Source organism: Streptomyces sp. NPDC049577 (genome assembly GCF_040675635.1).
Classification (GTDB): Bacteria; Actinomycetota; Actinomycetes; order Streptomycetales; family Streptomycetaceae; genus Streptomyces.
On the sequence record NZ_JBFAPH010000584.1, the window covers coordinates 1 to 2079 of the forward strand.

General features: G+C 76.9%; 1 pseudogene. It reads left to right on the forward strand.

The features are described 5' to 3' along the window. Positions 1 to 84: 84 nt before the first annotated feature. Positions 85 to 2079, forward strand: a pseudogene (locus AB0K09_RS32945) (hypothetical protein); the annotation flags it as partial.

The window sequence follows — 2079 nt, forward strand, 5'->3', positions numbered from 1 at the left end:
AGGAAGGACGGGGTGCTCTGCACACCGAGCGAGTAGCCCTCCTGCTGGTCCTTCTGCACGGCGGCCTCGGCCTCCGGGCCGTTCATGTCCTGGCGCCTCCTGCTCGTCCGCGTCGAGGCGCTGCCCGAGACGGCCCAGCGCGTCGTGCGCGTCGCCGCCGAGGGCGGCGACACCGTCGAGTACGAACTCCTGCGTGCCGTCACCGGCCTCGGCGAGGACGAGCTCATCGAGGCCCTGCGACAGATCGTCGGCGCCAGCATCCTGCGCCCCACCTCCTGCGGCGACGGCTACCGCTTCCGCCACGCGCTCATGCGCGAGGCCGTCGTCGACGACCTGCTGCCCGGGGAGCGGTCCCGCCTCAACCGCCGCTACGCGCGGGCGCTGGAGGACGAGCCGGGGCTCGTCCGCGCCGACGAGCGCCCCGCCCGTCTCGCCAATCACTGGTACCTCGCCCACGACCCGGCCAAGGCGCTGCCCGCCGTCCTCGACGCCGCCGTCCACGCCCGCCGCCGCTACGCCTACACCGAGCAGCTGCGCCTGCTGGAGCGAGCCCTCGAACTGTGGGAGGACGTGCCCGCCGAGACCCGCGAGGAGCAGCGCGCCTTCGACTACGCCGGCGTCTATCCCGCCTGCGGCTGCGGCGACGACGCGCTGCGCCGGCTGGACCTGCTGGCCGAGATCGTGGTGGCCGCGCACATGTCGGGCGAGCGGGAGCGAGCCCTGGCCATGACCAAGCGCGGCCTGCGCATGCTCGACGAGACCGAGGACCCGCTGCGGGCGGCCTGGTTCTGGATCCAGTGCTCCCGGCTGATGGACGCCCTCGGGCGCGGCGACGGACGCCAGGAGCTCGACCGGGCGCGTGACCTGGTGCGCGGCCTGCCGCCGTCCCCCGTGCACGCCGAGGTGCTCGGGCAGGCCGCGTCCTGGTCCGCGGTGCACACCCGGGACCCCGACACCCTCGCCACTGCCGAGCAGGCCGTCGAATTCGCCCGGCTCGTCGGCGCGCGGGGCACCGAGCTCAACGCCCGGCTCACCCTCGGCGGCCTGATGATCGACTCCGGTGACGTGGACGGCGGCATCGCCGAGATGCGCGCCGTCTGCGCGCAGGCCGTCGAGCAGCGGGACGTGCACGTTCTCAGCCGCTGCCACATCAACTTCGGTTCGGCCCTGGAGGGTGTGGGCCGCTCGGCGGAGGCGGCCGAGGTCGCGGCCCAGGGCCTCGTGGTCCTGCACCGCTTCTGCCTGCGCGACGCCATGGCCTGGGTCGCCGGCAACCAGGCCGAGTCGCTCTTCTCCCTCGGCCGCTGGCCGGAGGCCGAGGAGGCCGCCCGCCGGGCCCGCGGCCTCGCCCAGAGCCCAAAGCCGCGCGGCACGGCCGCCGGCCGGCTCGCCCAGCTGGCCCTGAGCCGTGGCGACCTGGAGACGGCCGAACGCGAGCTGGCGGCCGCCCGCGACCACTACGGCAGCCACGACCCGCAGACGCAGTACCTCCTCCCGCTCGCGCGCCTCACCCTCGACCTCGCCGCGGCGCGCGGCCGTGTCCACGACGCACGCGCCGCGCTCGACGAGGCCCTGGCCATCGGACCGTGCGCCGAAACCCTGCGCTATATGTGGCCTCTCCTCGTCTCCGCCGCCACCGCCGAGGCCGATGCCCGGGGCCTGCCCGCGGCCGACCCGGGCCGCGCCGGGACCCTCGCCCGGATCCGGGCCGCCGCCACGTCGCTGCCGCGGCCGGTGCCCGTGTGGCAGGCGTACGCGCTGTTCCTGGAGGCCGAACTCGCCCGCGCCGAAGGCGATCCCGACCCGGACCGCTGGGCCGGGGCGACCGCCGCCTTCGCGCGGCTGGACCGCCCGTACGACCTGGCGCGCGTCCGCCACCGCCTGGCCGAGGCCCTGCTGACCGCCGGCGCGGCCGAGGCGGCCGCCGAACCCCTCGCCCAGGCCCACGCCACGGCCGTACGGCTCGGGGCGCGGCCCCTGCGGGAGGCCGCCGCACTGCTGGCGCGCCGGGCCCGGATACCGCTGGGCGAGGACACACCGGCGCCCGGCGCGGCGGGGCCGGCCACCGCGCGGCCAGCC